The sequence below is a fragment of the Pseudotabrizicola sp. genome, from assembly GCF_030684215.1.
GTDB lineage: Bacteria > Pseudomonadota > Alphaproteobacteria > Rhodobacterales > Rhodobacteraceae > Pseudotabrizicola.
This window is the reverse complement of sequence record NZ_JAUXOV010000055.1, coordinates 39,998-66,156: the sequence shown is the minus strand read 5'-3', so window position 1 is coordinate 66,156 and position 26,159 is coordinate 39,998. Positions and strand designations below refer to the sequence as shown.

Below are 26,159 nucleotides of genomic sequence, written 5' to 3'. Positions count from 1 at the left end.
GACAAGCACCCATCAGCCACCGCGCTGCACCCGGTCATGGCGCACCCGCCGACAGTGCAAAGCGGCGGCCTTCGGCATGGCTTTCATCCAGCAGGTAGATCGAGATCACATCCACGTCTGACACGGTTGGCGTGATATCCAGCAGCACCAGCGCGCCATAGTCGTCAGCCATCGCCCGCAACAGACCCATCAGGATGAACCCCGCCCCCTCAAACGGTGGGGCCGCCATCAGGGCAAACTGCCCCGCGGCGCGTTCTTCCAACCGCAGTTCGGGCAGGTAAAGATCAGGCAGCGCCAGCCGGGCGCGATCGGGCAACTCTTCCAGCGAGTGCAGAAAGTCACGAAAGCTGATCCCGCCAAAGCGCAACAACCTGCGCAGGCCATCGCGGTCACGATGCGACACCAGCGCCGTTCCCATATCCTCCAACAGGGTTTCGTGGCTTTGGTTCAGCTCATCACAAGCAACAGCGATCACGCGATCGGTAAACGCTGGATCATAGGTCAGCAGCGGTTCAAAACTGTCGAACGGCAACTGCGCCCGTTCAACGACACGCTTCCACAGCACCAGACCATGCCGCTGTTTCAGGAAGTTTTCCAGCGCCCGATTGATCAGCCCGTGCATTGCCCCTTCCCCTGTGATGCGGGCCTCGATTCCACAAAGGCTAGGGCAAAGCCATTAAGGAAAGGTTGCCGCCAAAGCGAGAAAGCTCAGGGCGCCAGAATAAGCCCGCCGCCTTCGGGCAGGTTCAGTTGGTTCACCGCAAGCGGCATTGTCGGCGGGGGGGCGGCCTGCCATTTGCGGATCAGGGCCTCGCCCGCCTCGTATTGCGGCAGAACGCCATTGGCGGGCAGAACCTCGCGGATCACCGGGCCAAGGGCTGCATCGTTGCGAAATCCGGTGAACTGCACAAATCCGCCAAGGCTGTAATCCAGCAGCAGCGCCTCCTCTCCCGGCAGGCCGGGCACCAGATCGGCCACCACCATCACACAGCCTGCCCCGCCCCCCGGCATCTGCCGACCGCAACTTTCCAGCAGCGCATTCAGCCGATAGCTGTCCAGCGCGTTCAGATACATGTCGCGCGTGGCGGTCGCCCCTTCGGGCTGCAAGGGCAGTATTGCGGCCACCGCAGCCAAAATGTCACCGCGATCCCCGCTCTCGCGGGGCAAGTCCGCCAGCACCAGACGCCGGGCCAGCGCCTCTTGGCCCGGTTCTGACGCCCGCTCTTCCAGCAGTGCCCGCGCATCAGCCCCCGGCTTGCCCCAGCGGTCCAGCAGCCCGGCCTCCAGCTCGGCAACCGGCAACCGTCCGTCATCCAGCCGGGCCATCATGCTGCGGGCGGACAAACGCTCGGCACTCAAGACCGGGGTCATCGACACTGCGGCCATAGCCATCAGCACAAGCGCCATGGCGATGTTGGCCTGCCGCACGCGCGCCATCCAGCCTGCGCCACGCGCCACAGCCAACGCATAAAGCACCCCATATCCCACAGCCAGCGCCGCCACCTGCGCGGCGAACACCCGCTCTGGCGTCCAGCCATATTGCGCAACCCGCACCCAGACCGCCCAAGCCCCCAACCCGGCCATAAGCGGCAACATCAACGCCATGACTTGCGCTGTCCGCGCCAGCAGCAGACTTTGTGTTGCCTGCGTATCATCCTGATCCACCGCCGTTGTCACCAGCGTGGCCACCACCCCCGCCATGGTCAGCAGGGTCAGCGCAAAGGACCACACCCCAAACAACCCCGACACCCCGCGCAACGGCAACGCGAGCAAAAACACCGCCGACACCAAAAAAACCACCGGCAACAACAGCCGCAAAAGGCGCAGGATCAGATAGGGGCTGACGTAATCTGACAGCTCTTGCACCACTGCCAGCCCCAGACCCAGCACGCCCCCGGTGATCAGCCACGGCATCACTTCCAGATCAATCATCCGGTCGATCAGGTCGATCCCGACCCCTTTGAGCAGCGCATCCGACAACAGGACCACCGCCCATACCAGCCCGACAAAGGCCCATGCGGCCACCACACGCACCACAATTGCCCAGGCTTCGGCAAACAACGCCGGGTAATCGCGCCAGCCCGCGCCATGCCGGGCGATCCAGAACGGCAAGGGTATCAATGTCAGGATCACCGCCCCCAGCACCGCTTGCGGGCTGTCCAGAACATCCTCGACCCGGACAAAGCCAAGGGCCGCAATGCTAAGCAGCACAGTCACCCCAAGCGCCACAAACAGCGCGCCAAGGGCTGCGCGCACTACAGAAAGCGGACCAGCCATCGCCAGAAGGGTTGCGAAAAAACAAGCCGCAAAGGTGGCCGCGCCCAAAAGCGGGTGCCCCGCCAGCACCCCGGCATCCGCCAGTTGTGACAAGGCAAACAACCCAAGTCCCGCCGCCATGCCCGTGCCGGTCAGCACTGCCCGCGCTGTCATCTGCCTGTCCATGCCCTGCCCCTTGGCTTCATTGTTTTGACTAAGGCTATCCGGCATGTGGTGAAAGAGCCAGAGCCTGCACAGCGGATGACACCCGCCCACCGGCCATGTCATCATATTGTTACAAAACCGATGCACGACCGTCACGCGCCTGCGTTAAAGCAGATGAAACTGAGTCGCCCAAGCTTTGCGTGGCGCATGGACGAAGGAAAGACGTTTAGACCATGAAAGACATTCAGCTTGAGGAGAGGGTCGTGTCCGACCAGAAGAACAAGATCACAGCGCGCGGCGTTCAGGTCCATTACGGCACCACACATGCGCTGAAGGATGTCGATGTTGATATTCTAGACCACACCGTCACCGCGTTCATCGGTCCGTCGGGCTGCGGAAAATCGACCTTTCTGCGCTGCCTGAACCGGATGAATGATACCGTGGCATCCGCGCGTATTGAGGGTGAGATCCTTCTGGATGGCGAAAACATCTATGATCGCAGCGTCGATCCGGTCCAGTTGCGCGCCAAGGTCGGCATGGTGTTTCAAAAGCCGAACCCGTTTCCAAAGTCGATTTATGAGAACGTCTCCTACGGCCCCAAGATCCACGGCCTCAGCTCCAGCAAGGCCGAACTGGATGAGATAGTCGAAAGCTGCCTGCGCAAAGCCGCTTTGTGGAACGAGGTCAAAGATCGTCTCGACTCGCCCGGCACCGGGTTGTCGGGGGGCCAGCAGCAACGCTTGTGCATTGCGCGCGCCATCGCCACCTCGCCCGAAGTTCTTTTGATGGACGAACCTTGCTCGGCGCTTGACCCGATTGCGACGGCGCAGGTCGAAGAACTGATCGACGAATTGCGCAACCAGTTTTCGGTGGTGATCGTCACCCACTCCATGCAACAGGCCGCCCGCGTCAGCCAGCGCACCGCCTTTTTCCACCTGGGCAGTCTGGTCGAATACGGCGAAACCGGGCAGATTTTCACCTCGCCCAAAGACCCGCGCACCGAAAGCTATATCAGTGGCCGGATCGGCTAAGGAACAATGATTATGGAACCACATATCCGTTCAGCCTTTGACCGCGACCTGGAAGGCGTGCAGGCTTTGGTCATGAAAATGGGGGGCTTGGTTGAACATGCCCTTTTGCAGGCCGCCCAAGCGCTGGAAACCCGCGATGAAGCGCTTGCCGCCGAAGTCCGCGCCGGGGACCGTGCGATTGACGAACTGGAAGACCTGATCCACACCGAATGCGCCCGCATCATCGCGCTGCGGTCCCCGACCGCGACCGATCTGCGCACCGTGCTGACGGTCATGCGCATCGTGGGGTCTCTGGAACGGTCAGGCGATTATGCCAAAAACCTTGCCAAACGCTCGCTGGTCCTTAGCCAGATGCGCCCGGTGAATGGCTCTGCCGGGTCGATCTCGCGCATGGCGCGTTCGGTCGTTGGCCTGCTGAAAGACGCGCTGGATGCCTATGTGACGCGCGACGCGAAACTGGCCGATGACGTGCGCCGGCGTGATGCTGAAGTGGACCAGATGTATAACTCGGTCTTTCGTGAATTCCTGACCCATATGATGGAAGACCCGCGAAATATCACGCCCTGCATGCATCTGCATTTCATCGCCAAGAACATCGAACGTGTGGGCGACCATGCGACGGGCATTGCGGAACAGGTGATCTACCTGGTGACAGGCATCTACCCCGACGATGACCGGCCAAAAGGCGATGTAACTTCGTTGACCGACTCCGCCACGTCGACGATCTGACACCATGGCACACACGTCGCAACCCGTCGTTCTGCTGGTGGAAGATGAACCCGCACAACGCGAAGTTCTGGCCTATAATCTGGAGGCCGAGGGCTTTCGTGTGGTGCAGGCCGGCAATGGCGAAGATGCGCTGCTGCTGGTGGATGAAGACACCCCCGATATCATCATTCTGGATTGGATGATGCCGGAGCTGTCGGGCATCGAGGTCTGTCGCCGCCTGAAGATGCGCCCGGACACCCGCAGCATTCCGATCATCATGCTGTCAGCCCGCGCCGAGGAGGTGGACCGTATCCGGGGTCTGGAAACCGGGGCCGATGATTATGTGATCAAGCCCTATTCGGTGCTGGAACTGATGGCGCGCGCCCGAGTGCAGTTGCGCCGCGTGCGGCCATCGACCATCGGCGTCGTGCTCGAATGGGATGACATCCGGCTTGATCCCGAAACCCACCGGGTTTACCGCGGAAACTCTGTGCTGAAACTCGGGCCTACCGAATTTCGCCTGCTGTCCACATTCATGGAAAAGCCGGGGCGGGTCTGGTCGCGCGAACAGTTGCTCGACCGGGTCTGGGGCCGCGATATCTATGTCGACAGCCGCACCGTTGACGTTCACATCGGGCGGTTGCGCAAATCGCTGATGCAGAACGGCGGTGAAGATCCGCTGCGCACCGTGCGGGGTGCGGGCTATGCCTTGGGTTAGCGCGTCTTTGCACAGTCAGCGCGCGCATTCCTGTCTTGCCCTGTCGACACAAAAACCGTAGCAATCCGGTGTTCTCAGGGCGGGGCGCAATTCCCCACCGGCGGTATAGCCCGCGAGCGCCTTGCGTCGTTTCGCGTCGCTTGGGTCAGCAGATCCGGTGAAACTCCGGGGCCGACGGTATAGTCCGGATGAAAGAGAATGGTTTGTATCCGCCCTTTGCCGGGCGGGTCAGGCCGTTTGATGCTCTGGGACCTGACGCAGCAACGCAAAGGTTCCAAAATGACCAACCCATCCCCCTACACCTCTGCGGCCCGCGTGGCCGTTATCCGCGCCCGCTGGCACAGCGATATCGTGGACCGTGCCCATGACAGCTTTCTTGCTGAGGCCGCAACCCTTCTGCCAAACACCCATGTCGACACCTTTGACGTGCCCGGCGCGTTCGAGATGCCACTTTTGGCGAAAAAAATAGCCGAAACCGGGCGCTATGACGCCGTTGTTGCCATCGCCTTTGTGGTGGATGGCGGGATTTACCGGCATGATTTTGTCGCAAGCGCGGTGATCGACGGCTTGATGCAAGCACAGATGGCCACCGGGATTCCGGTGTTCTCGGTCTCGCTGACGCCGCATAACTATCAGCCAACAGATGTGCTGACCGCGTTTTTTGCTGACCACTTCGTGAAAAAGGGCGCCGAGGCAGTCGATGCGGTGTGTCAGGTGCTGACGCTCAATGCACAACTGACGCGGGTGCAATCCGCGCTTAAAAGCGCCTGAAAACCACAAAGAGGTGCTGCCGTCGCGGCACCTCTCGCCCCGCCAGTCCAAGGCGATCTGGTCTGGCAAAGGGTGGACCAGATCCGCGTGATACCTGATAAGACCTGACCAACCCGCCAGGCAGAGGTTGCAGCTTGGCTGCGCGCATTGCCACAACCGGATCACCCTAGCGACAAGCCGCCGGACCTCTGCACGCAAGGCTTCATGCAGCGCCACCCCGGTTGCGCCACGCTTCAAGAAAGGCCCGTACGCAGGTTACGACATGGGAAAAACGGTCGCCCCCCAGATGCACCCCGCCATACCAGCGCGTAACCACAACCACGCAGTCAGACAGGCCTTCGCGGTCCAGCATTTTCAGAATGACCGCGCCTGCCCCTGACTCGCCGTCGTCATTCTTTACAGGGCCATCGTCCGACAGGATGACGGCCCAGGAATTATGCGTGGCTTTTGCGTATTTCTTTTCGCGCTTCAGGTCGCGCAAGAACGCATCAACCCCAGCGCGACCGGCAACGATACCGCCCGTCACCGCATAGCGCGACCCCCGGTCGTTGACGACATTTTCCAGCCGGATCATCCATGCCCCCCTGCCCATGCCGGAAACTGGCGGGCAGCGGGCGAAAGGTCAATGGCGCAAAGACAGCACCTCTAGCGCGGCCTTGTTCGGGCAAAAGACCGGAGGACAAGGGCTGCCCACCGCAACGGCCATCCAGGTAGTGCAGGCGGCTTTCTGCGTGCAGGCTTCGCAGCGATCCACCAACTCTCCCAACTCCTTGCGACTCAGCCAGCCCTCAACAACCGCCGAAGACAGACTGACCCCCAAAAGCCGCGCCATGCCGCGCGTCAGCCCCCAAGCCAACGGGGTTTCCGAATATCCGATCATCGCTGCGTCCTTTGATCCTTGTGCCAGATCAGCGTGCAGGACAATGGCACGACTGACTTTGACCCAGATCAAGCAGCGCGCAGGGCAATCGCGCGCAAGTCTTCATTTGCCTGCTCAATCCGGCGCTGATCTTCGGGGTAAAGCCGCGCCGACGCAGACTCGGCCACGGCTCTGTCCGACAATTGAAGCGCCGCCGCTGCAAATCGCTCTGGGGCACTTTGCACCAGCGCGATCAGCACTTTTTGCAACCGCAACTGAACCGAAACGACGCCCGCCCCATCGCGCGCAATTCCGGCAAAGGCATCCTCCAGCAGATCTTGCATGGAAAGCCCAGGCACCGCGACAAGTGGGAAATCCGGCGCCACGTCAGAGTCGCGATCCGCCCAGTCGTCCAGCACCCGGAACTGTCGGCCCAGAACATCCAGCGCCGTTCCGGGGTCATTCACCGCAGGCGACAGCGCGCGCTCTGCGATTTCGGACAGGACCGAAAGACCAAAGCGCGGATCCTGGTCAAAGCTGCGCGCCTCCCCGACGGTAAAAGCCTTTTGCGCACGGACATGGCAGTCTTTGTTTGCCTCGCCTTCGGTGATCCGCGCAGACAACCATGCCAGCACACGGTTGCGATGCACAAAGGCACCGGGCAAAACATCCAGCTGAATCAAGGGGGTGCCATCTGCGCGGCCAACCGCCTTGGCCAAGGATTGAAGCGCGGGCATATCGATATGGCACAGATACCCCGAGGTTTCAGGATAAACTGCGATCCAGCTTTCGGGGGTGCCCTCCGCTGGCACACCGCCAAGATAGGGCTGTTTGACCCGGTCGCTCATCGCCTTGATGGCGGCGGTTTCGACCCGCGCGACGGTATCCGACAGCCGTCCGAAATCTGTCAGATGCGTGATCCAGCGCACCAGCGCCACCACAACGGCAAGCGTGACCCACATGGTTGCAAAGAACAAAACCACCCGCCCCGCCGCATCAAAGACCCCGCTGCGAATGCCGATCAGCGCAAACAAAGAAAACAGGAACGCGCCCAGAAAAGTGGCCAGCACCATCTGCGATGTGACATCTTCTTTCAACAGCGTGACCGCGCGCGGGGTGCCTGCTTGCGACGCCGCGCCATAAGCCGTCAGCATGATCGACACTGAAAAGGTGGTGACCGCCAGCATGGATGTCGCAATGATGGCCAGAATGCTTTCAACGGCATTTTCCGCCTCAATCTCGGCAAGCCATTCCGGCAGAAACGGGGACACCATCGGGGTCACGACAACCACTGCAACGCCTGCGACGGCAAAGACAGATGTTCTGACCCACAATTTACGCAAAAGCCTGCGCAACTCGAACATAGACCGCGTCGCAGCCATACCACACCACCCCTTAAACATATTGGGCCCTTTAGGTGCCCATGAAAGCCGGACTCACACCACGGCCTCATAAAAATGTAGATCAGCGCAGCCCCGCGACAACCCGGCGCACGGCTTCGACCCGTTGCGCGTTTGGTGGGTGGCTACCAAGAAACTGGTCCCCCGGATCGGGCAGGCGGTCAAAGAACCCGGCCCCACGCACCGGATCAAAGCCCGCCCGAAATGCAATCTCGGCCCCCAGCGCATCGGCTTCCAGCTCGAAATTGCGGGCATAGGTGCGCGCGCCCATGGTCGCACCCATCTGTTGTGCTGCGCGCACGGCCTCGGGCGGTGCGCCCGAGGCTTGCGCAAGTACCCCCGCCAGCACGGCCCCGGTCGTCGCGGTGCGCTGCACCTGCGGGATGTGGCCTGCGATGTGATGCGCAGCTTCATGGCCCACAACAAAGGCGATTTCGTCCACGTTGCGCGCATCCGCGATCAAGGCCAGCGTAAAGCCGATGATGGGCCGCCCTGAACGGTCCAGCGTCTGAAAGGCATTCGGCGGCTGGTTGGGGCGATCATCCACCACAATCTCGAAGTCGCAATTGCTGCGCGGGCGACGTTCGCGGCACATCGCCTCGGCCACAGGTTCCACGCGCGCCACCACGGCCACAAAATTGCGCGCCGCCTGTTCGGGCGACAACCGGCCATCAGGCAGCGGTGCGTTGATGGCTTGCACAGAAGGCGGCGGCGGTGTGGAGGGTGCCGGATAGGCCATAGGTTGACACGCCGCCAGCAGCGCCGCCAAGAGTCCCATGCCCAATGCACGCCGAATGCCCATATCTCGCCCCTTTGGAACTTCGTTATTTTTGCGCCAAAGATAGCAGGTGAACCGGCAGACGAAAGAGCCTGTGCGGCACTTCACGCCAAGTTGCGCAGCCACGGCAACGAGCCGGGCTGCCCACCAATATCCCCATTGCGCTTTCGCCCGCCACAGGTCTAATCTTAACTCATGTTTACCATTGAACACGACTTTGACGCGACCGTGATCACCCTGATTGATGAGGGGTCGGACGGGCTGGAAGAAGACGTGACGATCCTCGCCTTCGAAGAATGCGTGGTTCTGGAACAAGAAGACCCGCTGTCAGGCGATGTCGTCCGCATCAGCCTGTCGATGGGGCAACTGGCCGATCTGGCGGCAGCGCTGGACCTTCCCGAAGGCAGCTACCGGTTGGAGCGGCCCGGAAAGCCTTAAGACTACGGAATCCCTAAAGCCGCGACAACACCACCCCTGCGGCCACCAGAACCACGGCCAGAACACGGGTCAGGCTTATGGGCTGCACTGGCACGCCAAAGGCCCCGACGGCATCCAACAGCAAAGCCCCGGCCATCTGACCCAGAACAAGGGCCGCCATGGCTGTGACCACCCCAAGCATCGGCACGCCCCAAGCCACCGACCAGACGTAGTAAGCCCCCAGAAACCCGCCTGCCCATTGCCACAATGGCACCGCACCCAGCCGGGCAAAGGGATTGCCCACACTGGCAAAACTCAGCACCAGCAGCGCAATGAAGCCGACCGCAAACGACACCGCAGCCGCAGGCAGGGCCGAGCCAAGCGTGCGCCCCAAAGCGCCGTTCAGTGGTGCCTGAACGGCAAGGGCAACCCCCCCCAAAAGGATGACCAATATAGCCGGAAGCTGCGACATCAGATGGCCCTTTCGCCTTTGGTTCAATCAAGCCGGAAGGTCTTGTCGCGCGATATGACCCCGCGCACAAGGGTCAGGCGCGTCTTGGCCACTCCAAGCGCATGGGCGAGCGTCTCGGTCACGGCGGCATTGGCGCGGCCGTCATCCGCCGGAGCGGTCACGCCGATCTGGAACTTGCCGCCCGTAAACGACAAGCCCGGCTGACGGGCACGCGGCGTTGCCCGCACATGAAACTCCGCCCCCGGCGCGGCAAGATGCGCCCACAAACCCTTGGTCATGCTGCTCCTTTGTGCTGGCGCAAGTCTGCCGCAGAGCGTGCCACTGCGCAAGCGACAGCCCGGCTCTGGAATTTCCCCTGCCAAGCGCATAGCCTGCACCCTACACAGACCGGAGAGACAGATGCCCGACCCAAATCCCGCCGTCCTTGACTATCTGGCCCTGCGCCAATCACCGGGGGCAAAGACCTTTACCGCCCCGGTGCCGGACCGCGATCAGATCCTGAAAATCCTGAGCCTTGCTTTGCGTGTGCCCGATCATGGCAAGCTGGAACCGTGGCGGATGATCGTGCTGGACCGCGCCGCCATGGCGCGGCTGGCCGATCTGGCCGAGGCGCGCGCGCAGGCGATGGGCGGCGACGCCGAAAAGATCGAAAAAGGCCGGGGCCAGTTTGATCGCGGGCAATTGGCGGTGGTGGTGATCTCATCACCCAAAGCCGCCGAAAAGGTGCCGTTGGCCGAACAGGTGCTGTCAGCGGGGGCGTTGTGCATGAATGTCGTCCATGCCGCCACAGCGGCGGGCTGGGGCGTGTGCTGGCTGTCGGGCTGGCCCTCGCATGATGCCGAATTCCGCGCTCAGGCCTTTGGCTGCGCAGAGCATGAGACGGTGGCCGGGATCATCCATATCGCCACCCCGACCCCGATGGCCCCCGACCGCCCGCGCCCGGATGTGGCCAAACTGGTAAGCTGGGGCTAGAATGATCCTTGGGGATTTCCTGAAGGCCCTGCTGCAATTAGGCGACAAGCCGTTCCGGCGGGTCATGCTGATCGGGGTTATGTTGTCGCTGGCCTTGCTGGTCGCGGTCTATGCAGGCTTTCTTGCCTTGATCCAGACCTTTACGCCCGACGCGATCGACATTCCCTTTGTCGGCCCCGTCGGAGGCCTCGATACGCTGCTGTCATGGGGATCGGCGCTGTTCATGATCGGGCTGTCGGTGTTTTTGATGATGCCGGTAGCCTCGGCCTTTACCGGCCTGTTTCTGGAAGACGTGGCGCAGGCGGTGGAGGACCGGCACTACCCCGCGCTGCCGCCGGTGCCCCGGCTACCGCTGGGCGATGCGCTGGTCGATGCCGCGAATTTCTTTGCCCTGCTGATCGCAGTCAACACGCTGGCGCTGATCCTGTATGCCTTTGCCGGGCCGTTTATTCCGATAGTGTTCTGGCTGGTAAACGGGCTGCTTTTGGGGCGGGAATATTTCACCCTTGTCGCGATGCGGAGATTGGGGCGCGCAGGCGCAAAAGCGCTGCGCAAGCGGCATTGGGGCAAGGTCTGGATTGCAGGCACGCTGATGGCCGCACCGTTGTCGGTGCCCTTTCTCAACCTTCTGATCCCGGTTCTGGGGGCGGCGACATTCACCCATCTGTTCCACCGGCTGAATGTCCGTGAGTGATGGCAGAGGGCGGAATCTTGGCCAAGGGCAGAGCGGGGGGCCAGCCCCCCGCCCCCCCGGGATATTTTTGAACAGAAAATGAGTAGCCGCGGTTCGGGTTACGCCGCCCAGTCCCACGGGTTGGTAAAGCCGCCCAGCACTTCGGTGACCTTTGCGTCATCGACCGGGCCGGTTTTGACAAGCTTTGCCACAAGGCCGCGTTTTTTATCCTCGGCCACCATCGCCACGCTGGCCGGGATACCGGCTTTTGCCAGCGCCTCGTCATAGATGCGGGTGATGGCCATGCGGCGCAGGTCGGGTTTGAACACCTTACCCACGGCGGTTTTGGGCACTTCCACCAGAATCTCGATATGCTTGGGCAGGGCGGCGCGTTCGTGGATGTGTTTGGTGGCATAATCCATAAGATCGGCCACAGTTGCATTGGAGCCTTTGACCAGTTCGACGTAAGCCGCAGGCAGTTCGCCTGAATGCGCGTCGGGTTGGCCGATGGCACCGACCACGGCGACCGCCTCATGGCCCATAAGCGCTTCTTCGATGATTGCGGGGTCGATGTTATGGCCGCCGCGAATGATCAGATCCTTGGCGCGGCCGGTGATGAACAGATACCCATCGGCGTCGATGCGGCCCAAATCGCCAGTGCGCAGGAACCGGCCTTCGGCAAAGAGGTCTTTGTTCTTGTCGACTTCGGTATAGGTCGAGCCTTCAAATACGCCGGGGTTCGCGACACAGATTTCACCCACCTCATCCACGCCACATTCGCGAAAGCCCTCGCCGTTCTTGTGCAGGATGCGGACGTGGGTATAGGGAAAGGGCATGCCGACCGAGCCGATTTTCTTTACGCCATCGGGCGGGTTGATCGACACAAGGCAGGTGCATTCTGTCAGGCCATAGCCTTCGATAATCTCGATCCCGGTTTCTTTCTTGAAGCGGTTGTACAGCTCGATCGGCAGGGGCGATGAGCCGGAAAACGCGTTGCGCAAGGTCGAGATGTCGGCGTTGACCGGGCGCTGCATCAGCGCCGAAAGCGCGGTCGGCACGGTGATCATATAGGTGGCCTTGTAGCGTTCGATCAACTTCCAGAAGTTGTCAAACACCCCGTCGCCGCGATAGCCAGCAGGGGTCGGGAACACCGCATGCGCGCCCGATGCGATCATGCCCATCAGGATCGGATAGGCGGCAAACACATGGAACAACGGCAGCGGGCACATTGCCACATCATTGGGCTTGAACAACAACTGCTGACCAAGCCAGCCGTTATAGACCATGCCCGACACCTTGTGCTGGGCGACCTTTGGCATACCGGTGGTGCCACCGGTGTGGAAATATGCGGCAACTCGGTCGCGCGGCTCGTCTGCAAAGGTCAGGCGGTCTGACGGCTGGCGCGCCAGTTCAGTCATGAAATTCTTGACATTGGCATTGTGGCTGATCGGATTTTTCGGCCGGATCAGCGGCACGATAAACTTCTTGGCACCCGACAGGTAGCGCACCAGATCGACCTCCAACACGGTTTTCACCGTTGGCGCGTGACGCACCGCTTCGGCCACCTTTTGCGGCAGGTCGGTTTTCGGGAAGGGTTTGAGCGTGACCACGACCTTGGCCTTGGTCTCACGCAGGATGGCACTGATCTGCTCAGGCTCCAACAGTGGATTGATCGGGTTGACGATACCCGCGACCGCGCCGCCGATCAGGGTGACCACGGTTTCCAGCGCATTGGGCAGGACATAGGCCACCACATCGGATTCGCCCACGCCAAGGCTGCGGAACAGGTTGGCGGCCTGCGTGGTCAGCGCGTGCAACTCGGCCCAGGTAAGGGTTTCGCTCTTGGTTTCGGGGCCAGAGAGCAGCTGGTAGCTGACAGCCGGGCGCGCGCCATGAGCGGCCTTTGTGCCGCTGATGAATTCATACATCGTGCGTGCCACCGGGCGATCAGCCCATGACATTTCAGCCTCGGTCGCCGCGATATCTTCGCGGGTGACGAAAGTCCCCATAGTATCCTCCCTATGACCCCGTTGATGGGGGGTCTTTTATCCCTGCCACCTACAATGTGGGCAAAAGCGGTATTTGCCAAGCCGCAGCTGTGGATCAAAACGCAACGTCAAACCGGGGCCAGTCTGTAAAAAAAGGCGGCCCCTGAAGGACCGCCTTTCACAAGCTGACCGGCGCAGATCAGGCCGGGATGCGCAGCATCTGACCGGGATAGATCTTGTCAGGGTGCTTCAGCATCGGCTTGTTGGCCTCAAAGATTTCCATGTAGCGGTTGGCGCTGCCCAGCGTGGCCTTGGCGATCACCGACAGGTTTTCACCCTTTTGCACGGTGTGGAATGTTGGCTCATCGCCATCGGCTTCAGCCTCGACCGAAGCCACACCCGCCACATTGCCGACGGCAAGGATAACCTTTTCCTTCATCTCGGGCGACACGGCTTTGCCTTCCACGGTGACCTTGTCACCATCGACCTTGATCTCAAGCCCGGAAGCATCAAGCCCCAGATCCTTGAGTTCAGTCTTCAGCGCCTCTGGCTCTGGCAAGGTTGCCGCCTCTGCCTTGCCACCAAACAGCGATTTGCCCGCGTCTTTCACGAAACTCCACATTCCCATCGGATACTCCTCTACCCAGCTTTATCGCCCCGGACGTAGGTGCCAGAGGCATTGGCGCGCAGTATGGCGCGTGAGGATCAAAGCGCAATGACACTGTGCCGGGGTCGGCGGGGAAAAGCAGGGTTGGCTTCCCCCTCAGGCCGCGCCATCGGTGAATTGCAACCGCGCAAGCCGTGCATAAAGGCCGCCATCACGGACAAGATCATCATGCTTGCCCTGCGCCACAATACGGCCCTGATCAAACACAATGATCCGGTCGGCGCGTTTGACGGTGGCCAGACGGTGAGCCACGACAAGAGTGGTGCGGTTTTGCGCAAGGGTTTCCACGGCGGCCTGCACCAGTCGTTCGGATTCTGCGTCCAGCGCGCTGGTCGCTTCATCCAGCAGCAGAACCGGCGCGTCACGCAAAATGGCGCGGGCGATGGCGATGCGTTGTTTCTGGCCGCCCGACAGCATAACGCCGCGCTCGCCAAGATAGGTGTCATAGCCTTGTGGCAAGGCGGCAATGAAATCATGCGCGGCGGCAGCGCGCCCGGCGGCTTCCACCTCTGTATCGGTCGCCTCTGGTCGGCCAAAGCGGATGTTTTCGCGAGCGGAAGCGGCAAAGATCACCGGATCCTGCGGCACCAGCGACAAAGACTGGCGGAAATCGCCGCGGGTCAGGTCACGCAGATCGATGCCGTCAAGGGTGACGCTGCCCTGTTGCGGATCGTAAAACCGGAGCAGAAGTTGCAAAATCGTCGTCTTTCCCGCGCCAGAAGGGCCAACAAGCGCCACAGTTTCACCGGGCTGGACGTGCAGCGTAACGCTCTCAAGGGCAGAGGTTTCGGGCCGGGCCGGATAGCGGAAGGTGACGGCATCAAAGCGGATCTCGCCGCGAACGGGTTTGGGGAGGGCGACGGGTGTGGCGGGGTCGTTCACCGGGTCGGTGGCGTGCAGAAGTTCGACCAGACGCTCGGTCGCACCTGCGGCGCGTTGCAATTCGCCCCAGATTTCCGACAGCGCACCGACCGATCCCGCGACCATGATGGCATAGATGACGAACTGGATCAGTTCGCCTGCCGTCATCACATCGGCGCGCACGTCGCGCGCGCCCATCCAGAGCACACCAACGATGCCGGTAAACACCAGAAAGATCACAAAGATCGTCAGCACGGCACGGGTGCCGATGCGGGTTTTGGCTGACAGAAAGCTTTTTTCGGTCACCTCGGCAAAGGCAGCGCGGGTTTGCGGCTCATGCGTGAAGGCCTGTACGGTCTGGACAGATGACAGCGCCTCGGAGGCCGAGCCCGAAGAATTCGCGATCCAGTCCTGATTTTCGCGCCCCAGTTTGCGCAGACGGCGGCCCAGCACGATGATCGGCACCACAACCACAGGCACGATCAGCAGCACCAGCCCCGCCAGCTTGGCCGAGGTCAACAGCATCAGGACCAGACCACCCAACAAAATCAGGCTGTTGCGCAGTGCAATCGAAATGGAGGAGCCGATCAGCGACAAAATCAGCGTGGTGTCGGTGGTGATGCGGCTGAGCACCTCGCCGGTCATGATCCGCTCATAAAACGCCGGCGACAGCATCAGCACCCGGTCAAACAGCGCACGGCGGATGTCGGCCACCACGCGTTCACCCAGACGGGTGACAAGATAGTAGCGCATGCCAGAGCCAAATGCGAACAGCCCGGCAATGATGATGGCGGCGCCGAAGTATTGGTCCAGAATGACCACATCGGCGTTGAAGTTATCCACCACCCGCCGCACGGCCAGCGGCAACACCAGACTGACAGCGGCAGTCAGGATCAGGGCCAGCAAGGCCAGCAGCAACAGGCGGCGATACGGCATCAGGAAAGGCAGCAAGCCTGCGAGGGCGCTGACCTGTTTTGATTTCGCGCGGTCTTCGGTGACTGTGGGTGTGCGTGCCATGTCGTCCTGCCTTGTTGCGCCTCGGGTTTAGGCAACCCGGCCCGCCGGGGCAAGCGCCCCGATTGCCGCGCCCCTGTTTTGTCGGTGATAACCAGCTTTTCAGGCGCTGCGCGAGGGGCAAGCGGCGGATGCCTCCGGTGGGAGTAGTTTTGCCAAATTGAATGCGGCAGGCAGAGTATGGGCGGTGGATGACATATTGCGGCAGCGGCGCGCATCGGCTTTACCTGCGGGCGGGGGATCGCAGGCCCCTGCCCGATCAAGGAGCTGCCGATGACCCAGTTTTTCAAAGCGCAGGATGGCACAAAGCTGGCCTATAGCGATCAGGGTGAGGGTTTACCGGTGCTGTGTCTGCCCGGGCTGACCCGGAGCATGGGCGATTTTGACTATATGCTGCCGCATCTGCCGCCCTGCCGGGTGATACGGATGGATTACCGGGGACGCGGGCAAAGCGACTGGACCGGGGCCGCAAGCTATACTGTGCCGGTTGAGGGGCGCGACGCCTTGGATTTGCTGGACCATCTGGGGGTGGAGAGTGCCTGCGTGATCGGCACCTCACGCGGGGGGTTGATTGGCATGATGCTGGCGGCGGTGGCGCGGCCCCGGCTGAGGGGGCTGCTGCTGAACGATGTGGGGCCAGATATTCACCGACCGGGGCTGGAGCGGATTTTCGACTATGTCGGGCGCAATCCGGCCATGCGGACCCATGCCGCGCTGGCGCGGGCCTTGCCCGGCATGATGCCCGGCTTTGCGGGGGTGCCAGAGTCGCGCTGGCTGGAGGAGGCACGCCTGCATTACCGTGAGACGGCAGAGGGCCTACGCATTACCTATGATCCGGCATTGCGCGAGGCGTTTCTGGCCGCGTTTGAGGGGCCAGCGGTGGATTTGTGGCCGCTGTTTGACGCCTGTGCCGGGTTGCCTTTGGCGCTGTTGCGCGGGGTGAATTCCGATCTGTTGTCGGCAGACACGGCCGAGGAGATGCGCCGCCGCCGCCCGGATATGATCTTTGCCGAGGTGCCTGACCGCGCGCATATTCCGTTTCTGGATGAGCCGGACTCGGTGGCGGTGATCCGCGCGTTCCTTGGGGCCTGCGCATGAACGTCGCGATGATCGAGGCTGCGGCGGGGCGATTGGCGGGCCATGCGCGGCTGACGCCGCTGCTAAGCGCGCCACTGCTGGATGCGCGCTTTGGCAAGCGGGTTCTGGTCAAGGCGGAATGTCTACAGGTGACGGGGTCGTTCAAGTTTCGCGGCGCGTGGTCGGCGGTTTCAGCCTTGGCGGCGGGCGCGCGCGGCGTGTTGGCCTATTCGTCGGGCAACCATGGGCAAGGGGTGGCGCTGGCCGCCGCGCGGCATGGGTTGGCCGCCGTGGTGGTGATGCCCTCGGACGCGCCGGAGGTGAAGATCGCCAACACCCGCGCCTATGGGGCAGAGGTGGTGCTGTATGACCGCGCCACGACCGACCGCGACGCTTTGGGTGCTGAGCTGTGCGCCCAGCGCGGTCTGGTGCTGATCAAGCCGTTTGATGATGCGCAGGTGATATCGGGGCAAGGCACGGTGGGGCTGGAGATTGCAGCACAGGCGCGCACCTTGAGCATAGAGGCGGGCGACGTGCTGGTGTGTTGCGGCGGGGGCGGGCTGTCGGCGGGCATTGCCCTCGCGCTGGAGGCGCAGGCTCCGGGTCTGCGGGTGCGCACGGTGGAGCCTGCGGGCTTTGACGACATGGCGCGGTCACTGGCGGCGGGGAAGCGGCTGCGCAATGCGCAGACCTCTGGCTCGGTCTGTGACGCGATTTTGACGCCCGCTCCGGGGGAGATGACCTTTCCGATTCTGCAACGGCTGGCCGGGCCAGGGGTTGTCGTGACAGATGATCAGGCGCTGGAGGCGATGGCGCTGGCATTCACCCATCTGCGCATTGTGCTGGAACCGGGGGGTGCTGTCGCGCTGGCGGCGGCGCTGTTTGCGGACAGCGCCGATCCGGTGATCTGTGTGGCCAGTGGCGGCAATGCTGATCCTGCGCTGTTTCGTGCAGCCCTCGCGCGGTTTGGCTAAGCCATGGCGCTGATGTTTTTCCCCGACCTGCGGCTGAACGTCGAGATGTCCGGGCCAGAGGGTGGGCCACCCGTGGTGCTGCTGCACGCTTTGGGCACCAATCTGGCGCTGTGGGATGGCGTGGTGGCGCGGCTGCCGAGGCACCGTCTTCTGCGGCTGGATATGCGCGGGCATGGGGCATCAGACGTGCCGCCCGCACCCTATACCATGGGCGCGCTGATCCATGATTTGGAACGCGTGATGGACCGCGTACGGGTGCGCGATGCGGTGGTCGTTGGCCTGTCGATAGGCGGGATGATCGCGCAGGGGCTGGCGGTCAAGCGGCTGGATCTGGTGCGCGGCATGGTCTTGTCGAACACCGCCGCCCGCATCGGGATTGCGTCGCAATGGCAGGACCGGATTGATGCCGTGCGCGCAGGCGGGCTGGAGTCGATTGCCGACGCCACCTTAGAGCGTTGGTTTGGCCGCCAATGGCGCGACCTGCCCGAGTTGACGCAGATGCGCGCCATGCTACTTGCCACCCCGCCAGAGGGTTGGATGGGGGCAGCGGCGGCGATTGCGGGCACCGATTTCTATACGCCCACCGCCGGGCTGACCCTGCCGACGCTGGCAATCGCGGGCCTGCGCGACGGGTCCACCCCGCCCGATCTGGTCAAGGAAACCGCCGACCTGATCCTTGGCAGCCGCTTTGTGCTGGTCCGGAGCGCGGGGCATCTGCCAATGGTGGAGCAACCGGGCGTCTATGCCGACCTGTTGCGCGACTTTCTGGAAAGTATCGGCCATGTCTGAGTTTCTGCTGATCCACGGATCGTGTCACGGCGCATGGTGCTGGCACCGCGTGATCCCTGCGCTTGCCGCCCTTGGCCACAGCGCTCGAGCCATAGACCTGCCCGGCCATGGCCGCGACCGCACGCCTTTTGATCAGGTCACGCTGGACAGCTATGCCCAAGCCATCTGCACAGCGCTGGACAGCCCGACGATTGTGGTCGGCCATTCGATGGCGGGCTACCCGATCACCGCCGCGGCGGAGACCGACCCCACCCATATCTCTGCCCTCGTCTATCTGTGCGCCTATGCGCCGGTATCGGGGATGACGCTTGGCGACATGCGCCGGGCAGGCCCGCACCAACCGCTGGCCCCGGCCATAAGGGTGAACAAGTATCAAGGCACCTTTGGCTTTGATCCCGCGCAGACCAATGCGCTGTTCTACCACGATTGCGACGCGCAGGCGCAGACCCTAGCCACGCTGTGCCTGACCCCGCAGCCGATTGCGCCGCAGGAAACCGTGCTGACCCTGACCCAACGCAGCCAGTCGCTGCCCCGGCATTACATTCGCTGCACCGATGACCGCGCCATTCCACCCGAGTATCAGGCGGTGATGGCCGGGTCCGTCCCGGCAGCGCACCACACCACCCTGCCCGCGTCACATTCGCCGTTCTTCGCCTGCCCTGATGCGCTGGCCCAGCGCCTGCACACCATTGCCCAGCACAGTCAGGCCGCAACGTGACCCCCACCCCGACCCGCACCCCGAAACTCGCGCTGACTTTCATCCTGACCACCGTCACGCTGGATGCTATCGGGATCGGACTGATCTTTCCGGTGATGCCCGACCTGATCCGCGCAGTCACCGGGCAGGATCTGGCCCATGCCGCGCTGTGGGGCGGTGTGCTTGCCACCTCATTCGCCGTGATGCAGTTCCTGTTCGGCCCGATCCTCGGGTCACTGTCAGACCGCTTTGGCCGCCGCCCGGTGCTGCTGCTGTCACTGCTGATCATGTCGGTCGATTATCTGGTGATGGCGGTTGCCCCCACGATCTGGCTCTTGCTGCTGGCCCGAGTTATCGCAGGCATCACCGCCGCCACCTATTCCACCGCCACAGCCTATATCGCCGACATCACGCCACCCGACCAGCGCGGGGCGCGGTTTGGTCTGATCGGCGCAGGCTTTGGGGTGGGCTTTGTGCTTGGGCCGCTGATCGGTGGGCTCTTGGCGGGCATCGACACCCGCGCGCCGTTTTATGCAGCATCAGCCCTGGCATTCGCCAACCTGATCTTCGGCTGGCTGGTTCTGCCTGAAACCGTCACCGATGCCACCCGCCGCCCGTTCTCGATCCGTCGTGCCAACCCCTTGGGCGCGCTGCGGTCTGTCAGCAAACTGCCCGGCCTGCGCCTGACACTTGCCTGCTTCCTGATCCTCGGCATCGCCATGAACGTCTACCCCGCGATCTGGGCCTATTTCGGGCAGGCCCGCTTTGGCTGGAGCACGCAGATGGTCGGCATATCACTGGCGATCTATGGCATCAGCTATGCGCTCGGTCAGGCCCTGCTGGTTGGCCCGATGATCCGGCGCTTTGGCGAACACCGTGCCGCCCACTACGGCATGTGGGTCGATGTAGTCACCCTCACGGCCCTTGGCCTTGTTACCTCCCCCGTCCTTGCGCTGATGATCACACCGGTCACCGCGCTTGGCGGCGCAGTCACGCCGGCGCTTCAGGCCATTGCCAGCCGCGCCGCCCCCGCTGATGCCCAAGGCGAGGTCCAGGGCGTGCTGGCCAGCCTGAACGCCATCGCCATGATCACCTCGCCCCTGATCATGACCGCCACCTTCAGCGCCTTTACCAGCCCCACGGCCCCGGTCTACGCCCCCGGCGCGCCCTTCCTGCTCGCCGCCGCCATGATGCTCGCCTGCCTCGCGCTGCATGTCCTTGGCCCCCGCCTCAGCCGGCCCCAACCCGCCTGATCGTTCATTTACGTCATACACTGTCGCAAACACCTTTGCCCTGCCACGAAACCGCGCCTACCCTTCATCTTGGTAAAAATACTCTGCAGGGGGTCCGGGAGACGCAAAGTCGCCCGGCGCTTGCCAAGAAAGGGCCGCTGGCATGAAGCTGAAAGACCTTGAAATCTTCGTCGTCGCCCCGCCGTTTCCGGGCTGGGGCGGGCGCTACTGGATCTTTCCCAAACTGACCACGGCTTGTGGCATCACGGGGTATGGCGAATGCTATGCCTCTACCGTCGGCCCCAGGGCGATGATCGCGGTGATCGAGGATGTGTTTTCCCGCCACATGGAAGGCTCCTCGCCCGAAGATATCGAACTGATGTTCCGCCGTGCCTATTCCTCGGGCTTCACCCAACGCGCCGATCCCACCGTGATGGGCGCGTTTTCCGGGCTGGAAATCGCCTGCTGGGATATCCTCGGCAAGGCCCGCAACCGCCCAGTGTGGGCGCTTCTGGGCGGCAAGATCAACAAACGTATTCGCAGCTACACCTATCTTTACCCCGAACCAGGCAATGAGAACCCCGATTTCTGGATCGATCCCGACGCCGCCGCAGGGGCGGCCGTGCGCTTCATGGAAATGGGGTTCACAGCCGTCAAGTTTGACCCCGCCGGTCCCTATACCCTGCGCGGCGGGCATCAGCCGGCGCTGTCTGATATCTCGCGTTCGGTCGCGTTTTGCCGCGCGATCCGCGAGGCGGTGGGCGACCGGGTTGATCTTTTGTTCGGCACCCATGGCCAGTTCACCACGTCAGGCGCGATCCGCCTGGGGCGCGAGTTGGAACCCTACAACCCGCTGTGGTACGAAGAACCGATCCCGCCGGACAACCTGCTCGAATTTGCCGAGGTGGGGCGCGCCGTCCGCATCCCGCTGGCAACCGGCGAGCGGCTGACCACCAAGGCCGAGTTCGGCGCACTGTTGCGCCATGGCGGGGTCAAGATCCTGCAACCGGCGCTGGGGCGCGTGGGCGGCATCTGGGAGGCCAAGAAGATCAGCGCCATGGCCGAGGTGTTCAACGCCGAAATGGCCCCGCATCTGTATGCAGGCCCGGTGGAATGGGCGGCGAATGTGCATCTGGCGGCATCGATCCCCAACCTGCTGATGGCCGAGACCATCGAGACCGGCGGCGCGTTCCACCAAAAGCTGATCCGTAACAGCATCATTTGGGAAAACGGTTATATCCTGCCGCCCGAAGCCCCAGGTCTTGGCATCGACTTTGATGAAGATGTGGCGCGCGCGCATCCCTATTCCGGCACCGGTCTGCATCTTCAGATGCAAGAGGCACCCTGTGATTACACCAATGGCAACCGGTTTGAGGGCGGCGCGCCGTCTACCTTGCCGCACAAGGAGTGATATATGCGCGCCAGTTGCGTGCGGCCCCGTTTGCGCTTCTTCCGCGCCTTGGCTATCCTTGAACAAAGTTCAAGGAGCACTTATGGCCAGCGCCCCCAGCAAGACCGAAACGCGCCGCGATGATCTGCGCACGCGCCTGATCGACCACGCCGAAGCGGTGATCGCAGCGCAGGGTCTTGCAGCGCTCAAAGCGCGGGATCTGGCAAAGCTGGCGGGCTGTTCGGTGGGCGCGATTTATAACGTGTTCACCGATCTGAACGCCGTAACGATGGCGGTGAACGGCCGCACGTTTCAACGGCTGGGGGCGGCTGTTTCGGCGTCTATGGCAGGGCAGGATCTGACGCCGCGCGATTGCCTGATCACGATGTCACACGCCTATCTGCACTTTGCCGCCAGCAACACAAAAGCATGGCGCGCGCTGTTTGATCTGGAAATGTCGATCGAGACGCAGGTGCCCGCGTGGTATCTGGCGGAACTTGCAGCGCTTTTTGCGCTGATCTCGGCCCCGCTGGCCCGGATCTTTCCCGACTGGCCCGCCGCGCGCATTGATCTGATGACCCGCGCGCTGTTTTCTTCAGTTCATGGAATCGTGCTACTGGGTCTGGAAAAGCGCATTTCAGGTGTGCCGGTAGACAAGATCGAACAGATGATCGCGGTGGTGCTGGCCAATATCACTGCCGATCCCTGACTGGGCCTGCGGGTATGGGTGGCATTGGGCACAGTTGATAGGGCAATGACGGAATGACAGATAAATCAACGGCTGACCAAGCCCCTGCCACACCGGGCGCACAGGGAACGCCGACTGGTTGGGGGCGCTTGGGGCATTCACGGCCTTTACGCTGCCCTCGGCGCTGGTGCTTTTGGTTTTTGTCCTGACGGCGGCCTCGTTGACCAGGCCGATAGCCTCTGGGGCCTTGCACGGGCTGAAAGTCGTTGCGGTGGCGATTGTCGCACAGGCCGCTCTGGGCATGGCAAGAACGCTGTGCCCCGAGCGCTAGCGCGCAACGATTGCCGTAGGCGCCGTCGCGGTGCTGGTGATACTGCCAGGGGCGTTCGGGATGGTGGGCGCGATCGTGTTTGGCGCCTGTGCCGGGCTTGCACTGGGGCGCGGAAACAGCGCGCAGCTGGGCGGACATGTCATGATGCCGGTGTCGGCATTCTGGGTGCTGCCCTTTATGACCCGGTCTTTACCGGCACCATCAGAGATCTGGGCGACCTTGCGCTAGCGCTGGCGTGCTTTGTTCTGCTGATCCAGTGGAAAGCCCCGCCATGGAGTGTGGTGATCGTCGCCGCGATGGGCGGGATCGGACTGACACTGATAAACTGACGCGCGTGACCGCAACATGCCCAGACCACACGCAAGGCCCGCTCAGCAAACCCCAAGCTACAAAAAGCAAATCGCCTTATGAGCAAGGTTTTTCAGCGAATCACTGAGACGCATTTCCAGCCTGTTTTAACGACAGAACCTTGTGAAACACTGCGAGCGCGCGCAGAAGCTGTGCTGCCTTGCAGCGCCCGCAACTGGGGATTGCGGCCGGTCTGAGTAATTAACTCAGATTGCCTAAAAGTTCGCAGTGATACGCATAACTTTAGTCTCGGTTTACCAAGTCTGAGCCCGTTTTGCCCAAAACACCGGATACGCCGCGCTATCGCCGTGATACCAGTGGGATATCGGAAAATTATTAATAGCTGGTTAACAACTTTGGCTAGAAGACCGCACATCCATACATCTGATCAGGCCCCAGCCGAGCAGTGGTATACACCCAAACTACCAACCAGTGCCGGACACGCCATGACCACAGGGCGTGGATCGACGATGGAAAGCGCGCAAGCCCAATCCATCCACGTCAGCCGCCCGATGCTGCCGACATCTGACCAGCTTTCGCCCTTTCTCCGCAATATAGACACCACCCGGTTTTACTCAAACGGGGGGAACCTGCACGAAATGCTGCAAAAGGCATTGGCGGGACATTTTGCAATTGATCCGGGCCGGATCGGGATTGCCGGATCGGGGACGGCGGCGCTGATCGGTTTGCTTGTGGCTGCTGCGGGACGGGCCAAGGCAGATCGCCCATTGTGCGTTTGCCCGGCCTATACCTTTGTTGCCACGGCAAGCGCGGCACAGGCTTGCGGCTATGCGCCCTATCTGGTCGATGTCGATGCGCAAAGCTGGGCGCTGGACCCGGTCGCTGTCGAGGCGCTACCGGATTTTGCGCAGGTTGGCGCTGTTATCCTTGTGGCCCCCTACGGGCGGCAGATCGACCTTGCTGGCTGGCGCGCCTTTGCGCAGCGCACCGGGGTGCCGGTGGTGATCGACGCAGCCGCCAGCTTTGACACGTTTTCGGCTGCCGAGGTCATTGCGTCGGGCCTGCCGGTTGCAATCAGCCTGCATGCCACCAAGACACTCAGCACTGCCGAAGGCGGGTTGATGATCTGTGGCGATCAGGCCTTGATCCAGCGGGCTGTTGCAGCAGTGAATTTCGGCTTTGTCGGGGAGCGCATCAGCGTCATTCCGGGGATCAACGGCAAGCTCAGCGAATATCATGCCGCCGTCGGCCTTGCCGATCTGGAAACATGGCCACAAAAACGGGCTGCATTCATGATGACAGCGTCGATCTATACCATGCTGGCCGACTTCTACCTTATTGGTGACCGCATAGAGGTGAACTCTGATGCAGCAGTGCCCTATGCCCTGTTCATCGCCCAGGATGCAGCTGAAGCCGAACGTGTTGGCGAAGCGCTTGCGGCACAAAACATCGAATCCCGGCGCTGGTATGGTCACGGGCTACAGAGTCATCCGGCCTATGCGGGCTGTCGGCGCGCCAATCTGGATACGTCGACCGACGTTGCAGCGCGGGTCTTGGGTCTGCCGTTTTCGGTAGATATCTCGGCACGCAATGTTGATCGTATCATCGAGGAAATCGCCCGAACATTAGGTGGCGTTTCAAGACAATCGCGCCGCAACCTGCATCATTTGCCCGCGCAATAGTGCTGGAACGCCCCGCATCAGACGACAGGGCAAATCATCAGACGGTTGCAGGCAGTTGCGTGACGGCCAAAGCAATGTCACGCCAAAACGATAACCCGCGCCCTACCAGCGTTTGCCGGGGGTCTTGGTCGTTTTATTGCCGCGCGGCCCGGTCTGAACCGGAGTGTTAGCCCGGTTCTCCTCCAGCAATTTGCGCCAGCGCACCAGCCGTTCCGGGTCCAGCGCGCCCTTGGCAACTGCCGCCTGAACCGCGCATCCCGGCTCGTGTGCGTGGGTGCAATCGCGAAATCGGCACTGGGGGGCGAGTTCGATGATTTCGGCAAACAACTGGTCCAGCCCAAATGCGGTATCGCTGATATGCAGCGTGCGCATCCCCGGCGTGTCGATCACACACCCGCCGCCCACTATCGGGTGCAGCGATCGCGCGGTGGTGGTGTGACGACCCTTGGCATCAGACTCGCGGATGCTGCCGGTCAGTTGCGCCTCATCCGGGGCCTTGGCCGCCAGCGTGTTCAGTAGCGATGACTTGCCCACCCCCGATGATCCGACCAAGGCAACTGTCTGGCCTTCGGCACACCATGGCGCAAGCATATCTGCCGCGTCGGGTGATTTTGCATTCAGCGCCACCGCCGCCAGCCCGCGCTGCAAGCCGATCACCTGTTCGCGGTAAGGCTCTGGATCGGCAACCTGATCGGCCTTGGTCAGAACGATCACGGGTGTCGCCCCCGCCTCATTCGCAAAGGCCAGATAGCGTTCCAACCGGGCCGGGTTCAGATCATCGTTGCACGAGGTCACGATAAACAACGTATCGACATTGGCCGCGATCAACTGCGGGAACCGCGCGCCCTCGGTATGGCGTTGCAGCAGGGTCTTGCGGTCAAGCCTGCGCACCACAAGCGCCGTGCCCGGCTCGGCCAGAACCCAATCGCCCACGGCGAAATCGCCCGTAGACAATTGTGGTGGCAAAGTCAGCCGGACCGGCCCCGCCGAAGAAACAGCGGTCAGTCGGGCGCGGTGAACGGTTGCAATGCGCATCCGGTCAAGGCCAGCCTCTTCCGCGCCAAGCTGGTCATCAAAGAAAGCACTCCACCCAAGGGCAGCCGCGGAAAACAAGTCTTGGTCTGAAATCTGGGTCATACCTGCCTGAATGATCGCGCCTTGACCATATTGCAAGCGGCACTGGCAGAACTTTGCACCTGAACCGGGGCGCAGCAAAGGTTTTCTTTGCCACCTTTGCCAG

29 protein-coding genes and 1 riboswitch are annotated in these 26,159 nt (G+C 62.2%); of the genes, 17 read left to right on the top strand and 12 right to left on the bottom strand.

Annotated elements, in window-relative coordinates; translation table 11 throughout:
• Nucleotides 1–34: 34 nt before the first annotated feature.
• Both Q8K08_RS11085 and Q8K08_RS11080 read right to left on the bottom strand, forming a co-directional pair.
• On the bottom strand, nucleotides 35–622 hold the full coding sequence (locus Q8K08_RS11085) for a heme NO-binding domain-containing protein (RefSeq protein ID WP_304799931.1): 588 nt from the start codon (nucleotides 620–622) through the stop codon (nucleotides 35–37).
• An 86-nt stretch (nucleotides 623–708) separates the two neighbouring features.
• The gene (locus Q8K08_RS11080) at nucleotides 709–2,442 is read right to left on the bottom strand and encodes a DUF4153 domain-containing protein (RefSeq protein WP_304799928.1); all 1,734 of its coding nucleotides are present in this window, start codon (nucleotides 2,440–2,442) and stop codon (nucleotides 709–711) included.
• A gap of 212 nt (nucleotides 2,443–2,654) precedes the next feature.
• Between Q8K08_RS11080 and pstB the strand changes: the two genes are divergently transcribed.
• The 4 genes from pstB to Q8K08_RS11060 all read left to right on the top strand — a co-directional run bounded on the left by pstB (nucleotide 2,655) and on the right by Q8K08_RS11060 (nucleotide 5,649).
• Complete coding sequence (pstB, locus tag Q8K08_RS11075; protein ID WP_305250101.1) at nucleotides 2,655–3,452, top strand: phosphate ABC transporter ATP-binding protein PstB; 798 nt, start codon at nucleotides 2,655–2,657, stop codon at nucleotides 3,450–3,452.
• Between the two features lie 6 nt (nucleotides 3,453–3,458).
• Nucleotides 3,459–4,181 carry a phosphate signaling complex protein PhoU gene (gene phoU, locus Q8K08_RS11070; protein ID WP_304799924.1) on the top strand — a complete coding sequence of 241 codons (723 nt, stop codon included), beginning with the start codon at nucleotides 3,459–3,461 and terminating at the stop codon, nucleotides 4,179–4,181.
• A 4-nt stretch (nucleotides 4,182–4,185) separates the two neighbouring features.
• On the top strand, nucleotides 4,186–4,878 hold the full coding sequence (phoB, locus tag Q8K08_RS11065) for a phosphate regulon transcriptional regulator PhoB (protein WP_304799922.1): 693 nt from the start codon (nucleotides 4,186–4,188) through the stop codon (nucleotides 4,876–4,878).
• Between the two features lie 66 nt (nucleotides 4,879–4,944).
• Nucleotides 4,945–5,082: riboswitch (FMN riboswitch) on the top strand.
• Nucleotides 5,083–5,157: 75 nt separating this feature from the next.
• Nucleotides 5,158–5,649 carry a 6,7-dimethyl-8-ribityllumazine synthase gene (locus tag Q8K08_RS11060; RefSeq protein ID WP_304799920.1) on the top strand — a complete coding sequence of 164 codons (492 nt, stop codon included), beginning with the start codon at nucleotides 5,158–5,160 and terminating at the stop codon, nucleotides 5,647–5,649.
• 202 nt (nucleotides 5,650–5,851) lie between these two features.
• Here Q8K08_RS11060 and Q8K08_RS11055 read toward each other — a convergent pair whose 3' ends face one another.
• The 4 genes from Q8K08_RS11055 to Q8K08_RS11040 all read right to left on the bottom strand — a co-directional run bounded on the left by Q8K08_RS11055 (nucleotide 5,852) and on the right by Q8K08_RS11040 (nucleotide 8,710).
• The gene (locus tag Q8K08_RS11055; RefSeq protein ID WP_305250100.1) at nucleotides 5,852–6,223 is read right to left on the bottom strand and encodes a YigZ family protein; all 372 of its coding nucleotides are present in this window, start codon (nucleotides 6,221–6,223) and stop codon (nucleotides 5,852–5,854) included.
• 48 nt (nucleotides 6,224–6,271) lie between these two features.
• Nucleotides 6,272–6,601, bottom strand: a complete 330-nt coding sequence (locus tag Q8K08_RS11050) for a DUF6455 family protein (RefSeq protein ID WP_305250099.1) — start codon at nucleotides 6,599–6,601, stop codon at nucleotides 6,272–6,274.
• Nucleotides 6,598–7,890: a DUF2254 domain-containing protein gene (locus Q8K08_RS11045; RefSeq protein ID WP_304799914.1), complete on the bottom strand. Its 1,293-nt coding sequence runs from the start codon at nucleotides 7,888–7,890 to the stop codon at nucleotides 6,598–6,600. The genes Q8K08_RS11050 and Q8K08_RS11045 overlap by 4 nt, the downstream gene beginning before the upstream one ends.
• Nucleotides 7,891–7,972: 82 nt before the next feature.
• Entirely contained in the window at nucleotides 7,973–8,710 is a 738-nt protein-coding gene (locus Q8K08_RS11040) for a M48 family metallopeptidase (protein ID WP_304799912.1), read from the bottom strand.
• A 171-nt stretch (nucleotides 8,711–8,881) separates the two neighbouring features.
• On the opposite strand from Q8K08_RS11040, the gene Q8K08_RS11035 reads away from it, so the two are divergent.
• Nucleotides 8,882–9,124, top strand: a complete 243-nt coding sequence (locus Q8K08_RS11035; protein ID WP_304799910.1) for a hypothetical protein — start codon at nucleotides 8,882–8,884, stop codon at nucleotides 9,122–9,124.
• A gap of 13 nt (nucleotides 9,125–9,137) precedes the next feature.
• Here the strand turns inward: Q8K08_RS11035 and Q8K08_RS11030 are convergent, their stop codons facing one another.
• Together Q8K08_RS11030 and Q8K08_RS11025 are read right to left on the bottom strand one after the other, a co-directional pair.
• On the bottom strand, nucleotides 9,138–9,575 hold the full coding sequence (locus Q8K08_RS11030) for a DMT family transporter (protein WP_305250097.1): 438 nt from the start codon (nucleotides 9,573–9,575) through the stop codon (nucleotides 9,138–9,140).
• A gap of 23 nt (nucleotides 9,576–9,598) precedes the next feature.
• Entirely contained in the window at nucleotides 9,599–9,853 is a 255-nt protein-coding gene (locus Q8K08_RS11025; RefSeq protein ID WP_305250095.1) for a DUF167 domain-containing protein, read from the bottom strand.
• A gap of 121 nt (nucleotides 9,854–9,974) precedes the next feature.
• On the opposite strand from Q8K08_RS11025, the gene Q8K08_RS11020 reads away from it, so the two are divergent.
• Together Q8K08_RS11020 and Q8K08_RS11015 are read left to right on the top strand one after the other, a co-directional pair.
• Entirely contained in the window at nucleotides 9,975–10,547 is a 573-nt protein-coding gene (locus Q8K08_RS11020; protein ID WP_304799904.1) for a nitroreductase, read from the top strand.
• A 4-nt stretch (nucleotides 10,548–10,551) separates the two neighbouring features.
• A complete protein-coding gene (locus Q8K08_RS11015; RefSeq protein ID WP_305250123.1) occupies nucleotides 10,552–11,241 on the top strand; it encodes an EI24 domain-containing protein in 690 nt (229 codons plus the stop codon).
• 98 nt (nucleotides 11,242–11,339) lie between these two features.
• Here the strand turns inward: Q8K08_RS11015 and Q8K08_RS11010 are convergent, their stop codons facing one another.
• The 3 genes from Q8K08_RS11010 to Q8K08_RS11000 all read right to left on the bottom strand — a co-directional run bounded on the left by Q8K08_RS11010 (nucleotide 11,340) and on the right by Q8K08_RS11000 (nucleotide 15,753).
• On the bottom strand, nucleotides 11,340–13,229 hold the full coding sequence (locus Q8K08_RS11010; protein WP_305250094.1) for an acyl-CoA synthetase: 1,890 nt from the start codon (nucleotides 13,227–13,229) through the stop codon (nucleotides 11,340–11,342).
• A 178-nt stretch (nucleotides 13,230–13,407) separates the two neighbouring features.
• Nucleotides 13,408–13,836, bottom strand: a complete 429-nt coding sequence (gene lysM / locus Q8K08_RS11005) for a peptidoglycan-binding protein LysM (protein WP_304803309.1) — start codon at nucleotides 13,834–13,836, stop codon at nucleotides 13,408–13,410.
• 135 nt (nucleotides 13,837–13,971) lie between these two features.
• Complete coding sequence (locus Q8K08_RS11000; protein ID WP_305250093.1) at nucleotides 13,972–15,753, bottom strand: ABC transporter transmembrane domain-containing protein; 1,782 nt, start codon at nucleotides 15,751–15,753, stop codon at nucleotides 13,972–13,974.
• 270 nt (nucleotides 15,754–16,023) lie between these two features.
• On the opposite strand from Q8K08_RS11000, the gene Q8K08_RS10995 reads away from it, so the two are divergent.
• The 10 genes from Q8K08_RS10995 (at nucleotide 16,024) to Q8K08_RS10950 (ending at nucleotide 24,919) form a co-directional block, all read left to right on the top strand.
• Complete coding sequence (locus tag Q8K08_RS10995; RefSeq protein WP_304800800.1) at nucleotides 16,024–16,848, top strand: alpha/beta fold hydrolase; 825 nt, start codon at nucleotides 16,024–16,026, stop codon at nucleotides 16,846–16,848.
• Complete coding sequence (locus tag Q8K08_RS10990) at nucleotides 16,845–17,801, top strand: threonine/serine dehydratase (protein ID WP_304800802.1); 957 nt, start codon at nucleotides 16,845–16,847, stop codon at nucleotides 17,799–17,801. Before Q8K08_RS10995 ends, Q8K08_RS10990 begins: the two co-directional genes overlap by 4 nt.
• A 3-nt stretch (nucleotides 17,802–17,804) precedes the next feature.
• Nucleotides 17,805–18,590 (top strand): 3-oxoadipate enol-lactonase, encoded by a 786-nt coding sequence (gene pcaD / locus Q8K08_RS10985; RefSeq protein WP_305250092.1) that lies wholly within the window; start codon nucleotides 17,805–17,807, stop codon nucleotides 18,588–18,590.
• Nucleotides 18,583–19,308 (top strand): alpha/beta fold hydrolase, encoded by a 726-nt coding sequence (locus Q8K08_RS10980; protein WP_305250091.1) that lies wholly within the window; start codon nucleotides 18,583–18,585, stop codon nucleotides 19,306–19,308. The genes pcaD and Q8K08_RS10980 overlap by 8 nt, the downstream gene beginning before the upstream one ends.
• Nucleotides 19,305–20,540 carry a TCR/Tet family MFS transporter gene (locus Q8K08_RS10975; RefSeq protein ID WP_305250089.1) on the top strand — a complete coding sequence of 412 codons (1,236 nt, stop codon included), beginning with the start codon at nucleotides 19,305–19,307 and terminating at the stop codon, nucleotides 20,538–20,540. Before Q8K08_RS10980 ends, Q8K08_RS10975 begins: the two co-directional genes overlap by 4 nt.
• Before the next feature lie 142 nt (nucleotides 20,541–20,682).
• Nucleotides 20,683–21,930: a mandelate racemase/muconate lactonizing enzyme family protein gene (locus Q8K08_RS10970; RefSeq protein ID WP_305250087.1), complete on the top strand. Its 1,248-nt coding sequence runs from the start codon at nucleotides 20,683–20,685 to the stop codon at nucleotides 21,928–21,930.
• An 82-nt stretch (nucleotides 21,931–22,012) separates the two neighbouring features.
• On the top strand, nucleotides 22,013–22,618 hold the full coding sequence (locus tag Q8K08_RS10965) for a TetR/AcrR family transcriptional regulator (protein WP_305250086.1): 606 nt from the start codon (nucleotides 22,013–22,015) through the stop codon (nucleotides 22,616–22,618).
• A gap of 118 nt (nucleotides 22,619–22,736) precedes the next feature.
• Nucleotides 22,737–22,928: a chromate transporter gene (locus Q8K08_RS10960; protein ID WP_304800814.1), complete on the top strand. Its 192-nt coding sequence runs from the start codon at nucleotides 22,737–22,739 to the stop codon at nucleotides 22,926–22,928.
• Between the two features lie 30 nt (nucleotides 22,929–22,958).
• Nucleotides 22,959–23,156 carry a hypothetical protein gene (locus tag Q8K08_RS10955; protein ID WP_305250085.1) on the top strand — a complete coding sequence of 66 codons (198 nt, stop codon included), beginning with the start codon at nucleotides 22,959–22,961 and terminating at the stop codon, nucleotides 23,154–23,156.
• A gap of 566 nt (nucleotides 23,157–23,722) precedes the next feature.
• Nucleotides 23,723–24,919, top strand: a complete 1,197-nt coding sequence (locus tag Q8K08_RS10950) for a DegT/DnrJ/EryC1/StrS family aminotransferase (protein WP_305250084.1) — start codon at nucleotides 23,723–23,725, stop codon at nucleotides 24,917–24,919.
• A 102-nt stretch (nucleotides 24,920–25,021) separates the two neighbouring features.
• On the opposite strand, the gene rsgA is transcribed toward Q8K08_RS10950, so the two are convergent.
• Nucleotides 25,022–26,056: a ribosome small subunit-dependent GTPase A gene (gene rsgA / locus Q8K08_RS10945; protein ID WP_304800820.1), complete on the bottom strand. Its 1,035-nt coding sequence runs from the start codon at nucleotides 26,054–26,056 to the stop codon at nucleotides 25,022–25,024.
• Nucleotides 26,057–26,159: the final 103 nt, after the last annotated feature.